6 protein-coding genes and 1 pseudogene are annotated in these 6896 nt (G+C 61.7%); 2 read left to right on the top strand and 5 right to left on the bottom strand.

Annotation, left to right across the window (positions count from 1 at the left end):
- Nucleotides 1-75: 75 nt before the first annotated feature.
- Together EN943_RS06460 and EN943_RS06455 are read right to left on the bottom strand one after the other, a co-directional pair.
- A pseudogene (locus EN943_RS06460) lies at nt 76-443 on the bottom strand (four helix bundle protein).
- A gap of 54 nt (nt 444-497) precedes the next feature.
- Nucleotides 498-1934: a glutamine synthetase family protein gene (locus tag EN943_RS06455; RefSeq protein ID WP_027035719.1), complete on the bottom strand. Its 1437-nt coding sequence runs from the start codon at nt 1932-1934 to the stop codon at nt 498-500.
- Nucleotides 1935-2098: 164 nt separating this feature from the next.
- Here EN943_RS06455 and EN943_RS06450 point away from each other — a divergent pair, with 164 nt between their 5' ends.
- Nucleotides 2099-2812: an HAD family hydrolase gene (locus tag EN943_RS06450; RefSeq protein WP_127411963.1), complete on the top strand. Its 714-nt coding sequence runs from the start codon at nt 2099-2101 to the stop codon at nt 2810-2812.
- Nucleotides 2813-2880: 68 nt separating this feature from the next.
- Here the strand turns inward: EN943_RS06450 and EN943_RS06445 are convergent, their stop codons facing one another.
- From EN943_RS06445 to aceA, 3 genes are all read right to left on the bottom strand, one after another.
- Nucleotides 2881-3288: a response regulator gene (locus EN943_RS06445; protein WP_245475612.1), complete on the bottom strand. Its 408-nt coding sequence runs from the start codon at nt 3286-3288 to the stop codon at nt 2881-2883.
- 275 nt (nt 3289-3563) lie between these two features.
- A complete protein-coding gene (locus tag EN943_RS06440) occupies nt 3564-3806 on the bottom strand; it encodes a hypothetical protein (RefSeq protein WP_006202762.1) in 243 nt (80 codons plus the stop codon).
- Between the two features lie 58 nt (nt 3807-3864).
- The gene (gene aceA / locus EN943_RS06435; protein ID WP_127411961.1) at nt 3865-5154 is read right to left on the bottom strand and encodes an isocitrate lyase; all 1290 of its coding nucleotides are present in this window, start codon (nt 5152-5154) and stop codon (nt 3865-3867) included.
- Between the two features lie 228 nt (nt 5155-5382).
- On the opposite strand from aceA, the gene EN943_RS06430 reads away from it, so the two are divergent.
- Nucleotides 5383-6825 (top strand): XRE family transcriptional regulator, encoded by a 1443-nt coding sequence (locus EN943_RS06430; protein ID WP_127411960.1) that lies wholly within the window; start codon nt 5383-5385, stop codon nt 6823-6825.
- The last annotated feature ends 71 nt before the right edge of the window (nt 6826-6896 follow it).

The following is a 6896-nucleotide window of genomic DNA, read 5'->3' as shown; positions in this document are numbered from 1 at the left end:
GCAGTAGGGCAGTAGGGCAGTAGGGCAGTAGGGCAGTAGGGCAGTAGGGCAGTAGCAGTAGGGCAGTAGGTGGGGCTATTCCGGTGACAGTTTTCGGATCAGAAGCCGCAAGAGCGTTCCTACACTCTCACTGCGGGTCATCAATGGTTCGACCGTCTCGTGCGAGGCGATTCCGACGCGTTGCGCGATCAGCAGATGGGTCTCCAGTTCCTTGAGGGATCCCTGGGCAATCCTGAGAAATTGCTGATAGGAAGCTCGGCTTTCTCGTCCGTAACCTTCGGCAATGTTGGCGGGAACGGAGGTGCTGCACGGCGTACCTGAGTCGTCAGTCCGTAGAGTTCATCCCTTGGCCAAGCTCTGGTTGTTTCGTAGATCGATACCGCCAGATCCATAGCTTGCTGCCAGACAATTAAATCCCTGTACGATTCAATCTTGGCCGTCATCCTTGCCCTACTGCCCTACTGCCCTACTGCCCTACTGCCCTACTGCCCTATTCCCTAAACATTCAGCAACAAATACTCCCGCTCCCACGGACTGATCACTTCCATGAACGTCTCGAATTCCGCCCGCTTGATCGCCGCATAGGTCGCGGCGAACGACTTGCCCAGATGCGCGCAGAGTTCCTCGTCGCCCTCGAACAGGTCGACGGCTTCGAGCAGGCCACGCGGCAGGTCGATTTCGTCGGCATTGGCTGTGGTCAGGACGGGAGGCTCGGCCTTGATCTTGTTGGTGATGCCGATCAGCCCGCAGGCAAGCGATGCCGCCAGCGCCAGATAGGGGTTGGCGTCGGAGGACGGGATGCGGTTTTCGACGCGCCGTGCCGCCGGATCCGAGCGTGGCACGCGAAACGCCGTGGTGCGGTTGTCATAGCCCCATTTGTTGTTGACCGGCGCCGACGCCGCTTGTGTCAGCCGGCGGTAGGAATTGACATAGGGTGCGAACATCACCAGCGCGTTCGGCACATGCTTCTGCATGCCGCCGATGAAGTGGAAAAAATCGTCGGTTTCCGAGCCGTCAGCGGCCGAAAAGATGTTCTGTCCGGTCTTCTTGTCGATGATCGACTGATGGATGTGCATGGCGGAGCCGGGTTGCCCCTGGATCGGCTTGGCCATGAAGGTGGCATAGATCTCATGCTTCAGCGCTGCCTCGCGAATGGTGCGCTTGAACATGAACACCTGGTCGGCCAGTTCGATCGGGTCGCCATGGCGCAGGTTGATCTCCAGCTGGCCGGCACCTTCCTCGTGGATCAGCGTGTCGATCTCCAGGCCCTGGCTTTCGGAGAAATGGTAGATGTCGTCGATCAGCTCGTCGAATTCGTTGACGCCGGCGATCGAATAGCCGGCGCCGCCGCCGATCGCGCGTCCCGACCGGCCGACTGGCGGCGTCAGCGGATAGTCCGGGTCGGGATTCTTGCGCACCAGATAAAACTCGATCTCGGGCGCCACCACCGGCTTCAGGCCGAGCTTGTCATAGGCAGCCACCACACGCTTCAACACATTGCGCGGCGTGAACTCGACCGATCGTCCGTCCTGGTGGACGAGGTCGCAGATGACCGCTGCCGTCGGATCTTCTTCCCAGGGCACCACCGTCAGCGTCGACAGGTCGGGCATCAGTTTGAGGTCGCCGTCGTCTTCCGGGTAATGGAAGCCGTTGCCATCCTCGGGGTAGCCGCCGGAAATCGTCGTCATGAAGACTGCCGATGGCAGGGCCAGCGAGGTGTTGGAGGTGAATTTCTTCGATGGCATCATTTTGCCACGCGCGACGCCTGCCTGATCGGGCGTGATGCACTCGATGTCCTCGATGCCGCGCCACTCCAGCCAGGCGCTGACTTCCTTCCAGTTCTTGACGCCCCGTTGGTTTTTCACGAAGGCAGGCGTTCGGGCGCGTCCTCCGCGGCTCGACGGACGGACTTCCTTTTTTGCAGGCGGCATCATTCACCAGATTGGGTTGCGGATTGTGGAGTATAGCCGTGCCCTCCTATGGAAGGGAAGGGGAGCCGCGTCGGGCATTGGCCGGCGCGGTTGAAAATCACGCCAATCGGCCTAGTTTCGGCCGTCCCACTTCCAATCGAGGCCCCAAATCTTAATCGAGAAACTGAATGCGGCCCAACGGCAAACTGACTACGATCGGATTCGATGCCGACGACACGCTGTGGCAGAACGAGCAGTTCTTCCGGCTGACGGAAAAGCGCTTTGCCGCCATGCTCGTCGACCATGGCGAAGCGGAGCAGATCTCCGCACGATTGCTGGAGGCTGAAAGGCGCAACCTCGCCGTCTATGGCTTCGGCATCAAGGGATTTACCCTGTCGATGATCGAGACGGCGATCGAGGTCACGCAAGGCCGCGTGCCGGCCTCGGTCATAGCGGAGATTCTCGATGCCGGCCGCGAGATGCTGAGCCATCCGATCGAGGCCTTGCCGCACGCCCGCGAGACGGTCGAAAAGCTTGCCGGCGCATTCCGCCTCGTGCTGATCACCAAGGGCGACCTCTTCGACCAGGAGCGCAAGCTGGCTGGCTCTGGCCTGGGCGATCTGTTCGACGCGGTCGAGATCGTCAGCGACAAGAATGCCGCCACCTATAGCAGGCTCTTCAACCGCCACGGCGATGGTCCGGCGAAAAGCATGATGGTCGGCAACTCGCTGAAGTCGGATGTGGTGCCGGCCATCGAGGCCGGCGGCTGGGGTGTCCATGTGCCGCATGAACTAACCTGGGTGCTGGAGCATGTCGAAGCGCCGGTAACCGAATCGAGGTTCCGCCAGATATCCGATCTCGGACAACTGCCCGGACTGATCGAAAGCATCATCGATCCGTGATCGCCGGGCCTTACCTGGTTTGCTCAATTCCGGACGGAAAAACCGTTACACACTTTCCCGCAATTGCCTTAGCGGCCGATGAGGCGATCGATCACCGGTTGCAACCGTTCGGGCGTGATCGGCTTGGCGACCACCACGTCGATGATACCAGACAGGCCCAGACTTTCCGTCGTGCCGTTCTTGGTTGACAGCAGGATTACCGGTGGCAGCGATTTGCCCGAGGCGCGGCGCAACGCGTCGATGCTGGACATCAGGCCGTCGCAGTCCTTGTTGTCGGCGCCGCCGTCCAGGACAACCGCGCCGGGAATGAGCGACCGCAAGATCCTTGCCGCCGTGTCGGGAGATTCCGAAATCGGCTTGAGCCCGGACCGCTCGACGATCTTTGAAATCACCACGCGATTGATTGGCGATTTGCCGACGACAAGCACCTGCGACGGATCACGGATCGCCTCGGTGGTTGAGTCGCGGGTCACCAGATTCGGATGTCTTGGAGTCTCGCCTTCACGATTCACCGGGCACACAAGTCGGCCAAGAAGCTCGCCCCTATTTCAATGCAGAGTTGAATCCGGAGCGCAATTGGCGTGAGATCGGAGCCTATGTCAAGTTGAAATAAAAGTGCCGAAATCATCTCCGGGAGCAGTGAATTTCAAGCAACGCTACTGTACTCAACTGTCCACACGTGCATCTCATAAAAAGAAAATTCACCCGCGCAGGGGCTGCGCAGGTGAAGCGTCGGTTGCATGGATTTCGGTCAGCCGTGGCTCTGCTGCGTGACGATCACCGGGATCAGCAGATCGCCCCAGTTGCCGTCGCCGCCGTGATGTCGTGCCGAGCGCACGAGTTCCACCGAGACGCCCGCCTCGACCGCCTTCATCACTGACTGGTTGAGGCGGTGCAGGTCGTTGGCCAGCATGCGGATCGTCGCCTGCTGGTCGACGCTCATCGTCGTCGACTGTTCCTCGGCGCGTTCCTTGACGCGGCTTATCGATGCCATTGGTCTTCTCCTTGTGTCCCAAGCCCTGTTGGGCGTTTCCTCTGAGTTCTTCTGTTCGCTATTCCGCGGCCGGTTTGAACTGCGCGTGCTCGGTCGATTCATGCATGGCGGTGGTCGACGACTGGCCGCCGGTGATCGCCATCGACACGGCGTCGAAATAGCCGGTGCCGACTTCGCGCTGATGCTTGGTCGCGGTGTAGCCATTGGCCTCGGCCGCGAACTCGGCTTCCTGCAACTCGGAATAGGCCGCCATCTGCCGCGCCTTGTAGCCGCGCGCCAGTTCGAACATGCCGTAGTTGAGCTGGTGAAAGCCGGCGAGCGTGATGAACTGGAACTTGTAGCCCATGGCGCCGAGCTCCTTCTGGAACCTGGCGATCGTCGCGTCGTCGAGGTTCTTCTTCCAGTTGAACGACGGCGAGCAATTGTAGGCGAGCAGCTTGTTGGGATGGTGCTTGCGCACGCCTTCGGCGAATTTCCTGGCCTGTGCCAGGTCGGGTTTCGAGGTCTCGCACCAGATCAGATCCGCGTGAGGCGCATAGGCGATGGCGCGGGCAATGCAGGGTTCGATGCCGTTCCTGACATGATAGAAACCTTCGACCGTGCGCCCGGCGTCGTAGTCGACGAAAGGCTGGTCGCGCTCGTCGATGTCGGAGGTGAGCAGCTTGGCGGCTTCCGCATCGGTGCGCGCGACGACCAGGGTCGGCGTGCCCATCACGTCCGCCGCCAGGCGCGCGGCATTGAGGTTGCGGATGTGCGCCGCGGTCGGGATCAGCACCTTGCCGCCGAGATGGCCGCATTTCTTTTCCGACGCCAGCTGGTCCTCATAATGGACGCCGGCGGCGCCCGCCTCGATGAAGGCCTTCATGATTTCGAAGGCGTTGAGCGGTCCGCCGAAGCCGGCTTCCGCGTCGGCAACGATCGGCGCGAACCAGGTTTCGACCGAAAGCCCGTTGCCTTCGGAGGTCTCGATCTGGTCGGCGCGCTGCAGCGTGCGGTTGATGCGCTTGACCAGTTCCGGCGCCGCGTTGGCCGGATAGAGCGACTGGTCCGGATACATCGCACCAGCCGTGTTGGCGTCGGCGGCAACCTGCCAGCCCGACAGGTAGATCGCCTTAAGCCCGGCGCGCACCTGCTGCATTGCCTGATTGCCGGACATGGCGCCGAGCGCGTTGACGAAGTCCTCCTCGTGGATGAGCTTCCACAGCCGGTTGGCGCCCATTTCGGCGAGGCTCTGGCGGATCTGCACCGAACCGCGCAGGCGCTTCACATCCGCCGCGGAGTAGGGCCGTTCGATACCGTCGAAGCGACCTTCCGGGGCCGATGGGACGAGGTTGTAAAAATCAGTCATTGGTCACTCCGAGGAATTGCTGAGCTGTATCAAGGCGCCAAGCATTTGGGGTATTTGGATATGACTGGATTTACATTTCTGCGCGAAAACAACCACAAAAATCCAGAAAACCGACGGAATATAAGAGAAAACCTGTGTTGCGTTTGACAGAGGCGCGTTGTAAATTTGTCATTATTGTAAAAGGCCAGAGCCCAGAAAGTTCGTGTAAATTGCTGTAAAGGACAGTCCGTGGCTGACCAGAAGATCTTCGCCGGGCCGCGCATCCGCCGCATCCGCAATGCCAAGGGCCTGACCCAGACGGCGATGGCCGAGGGTCTCGGCATTTCGCCGTCCTATCTCAATCTGATCGAGCGCAACCAGCGGCCGCTGACGGTGCAGCTGATCCTCAGATTGGCCTCCGTCTACAAGGTCGATCCACACGAGCTTCAGGGCGAGGCGAGGGGATCTGTCGCTGCCTTGAAGGAAGTGTTCACCGATCCTCTGCTCGTCGGCGAGTTGCCGGGTGATCAGGAGCTGATCGAGCTTGCCGAGGCGGCGCCCAATGCGTCAGCGGCGGTGATAAAGCTGTTCCGCGCCTATCGCGAGCAGGCCGAGCGCCTGTCCGATCTCAACGAGCTTTTGGCGCGCGAAGGTCGGGCGACGGCGCTTTCCGGCGCGCGACTGCCGATCGACGAGGTGCACGAGATTTTCGAGCGCCGGCCGAACCATTTCGCTGCCCTCGAGGAGGAGGCCGCGGCGTTCACCTCGGTGCTCGATCCCGGCGACGATCTGTTCGGCGCGCTGAAGGCCTGGCTGAAGCGCGAATATGGCATCGTGGTCAAGGTGCTGCCGGTCGCCACCATGCCGAACTGGCGCCGCCGTTATGATCGTCATTCGCAGCGCCTGTTCCTGTCCGAACGGCTGTCGCCGTTCGACCAGCTGCGCGAAGTCGCGATGGAGGCCTGCCTGATCCGCATGACGGTCGCGGTCGCCGGCGAGATCCAGGCGCTCAAGCTGAGCACCGACGAGGCGCGCCGCCTGGCCCGCTTCGAACTTGGCCGTTATGCGGCGCATGCGCTGATGATGCCCTATCAGGCCTTTCACGCGGCTGCCGTGCGCGCCCGCTACGACATCGATGTCCTGCGTTCGCGCTTCGGCGTCTCCTTCGAACAGGCAGCCAACCGGCTGACCATGCTGCAGCGGCAGGGTGCCTCGGGGGTGCCGTTCTTCATGCTGGAGGTCGACAATGCCGGCAACCGCTTCCGCAAGGCCGGCAGCCAGGGCTTTCCGCAAAGCCGCTTTGGCGGCGGCTGTCCCAAACTGCCCGTGCATGTCGCCTTCACCCAGCCCGGCCAGGTCTTCGTCGAGGCAGTGGAAATGCCCGACGGCGCCGAGTTCCTGTGCATCGCCCGCACGTTGGAAGGGCCGCAAGGCGCGTTCTCGGAACGTCCGCGCCGCACCGCGCTGCTGCTCGGTTGCGACATCGGCTTTCGTGACGAGATCGTCTATGGAGCGGCATTGCCCGGTGCGGCAATCACCGCAAAGGCCGGCAGCATCGCGGCGACGCCGGTCGGGCCTGCCTGCCGGCTTTGCGAACGCGTCGGCTGCCTGGCGCGGGCCGAACCGCCGGTGACGCGTCCGCTCGGCCTCGACGAGATGGTGACGGGCCTGAGCGCCTTCGATTTCCAGTGACGACATGAGTCGGCAAGAATATCTTTCGTCCGGCAGCGAAGGCTGCGGAGTCTTCCCTAGATAGTATTGCC

Origin of the sequence: Mesorhizobium sp. M7A.F.Ca.US.006.01.1.1, assembly GCF_003997935.1 — a bacterium.
Lineage (GTDB): Bacteria > Pseudomonadota > Alphaproteobacteria > Rhizobiales > Rhizobiaceae > Mesorhizobium.
Note: the sequence above shows the minus strand (reverse complement) of the source record. Positions and strands in the feature narration are given on the sequence as shown.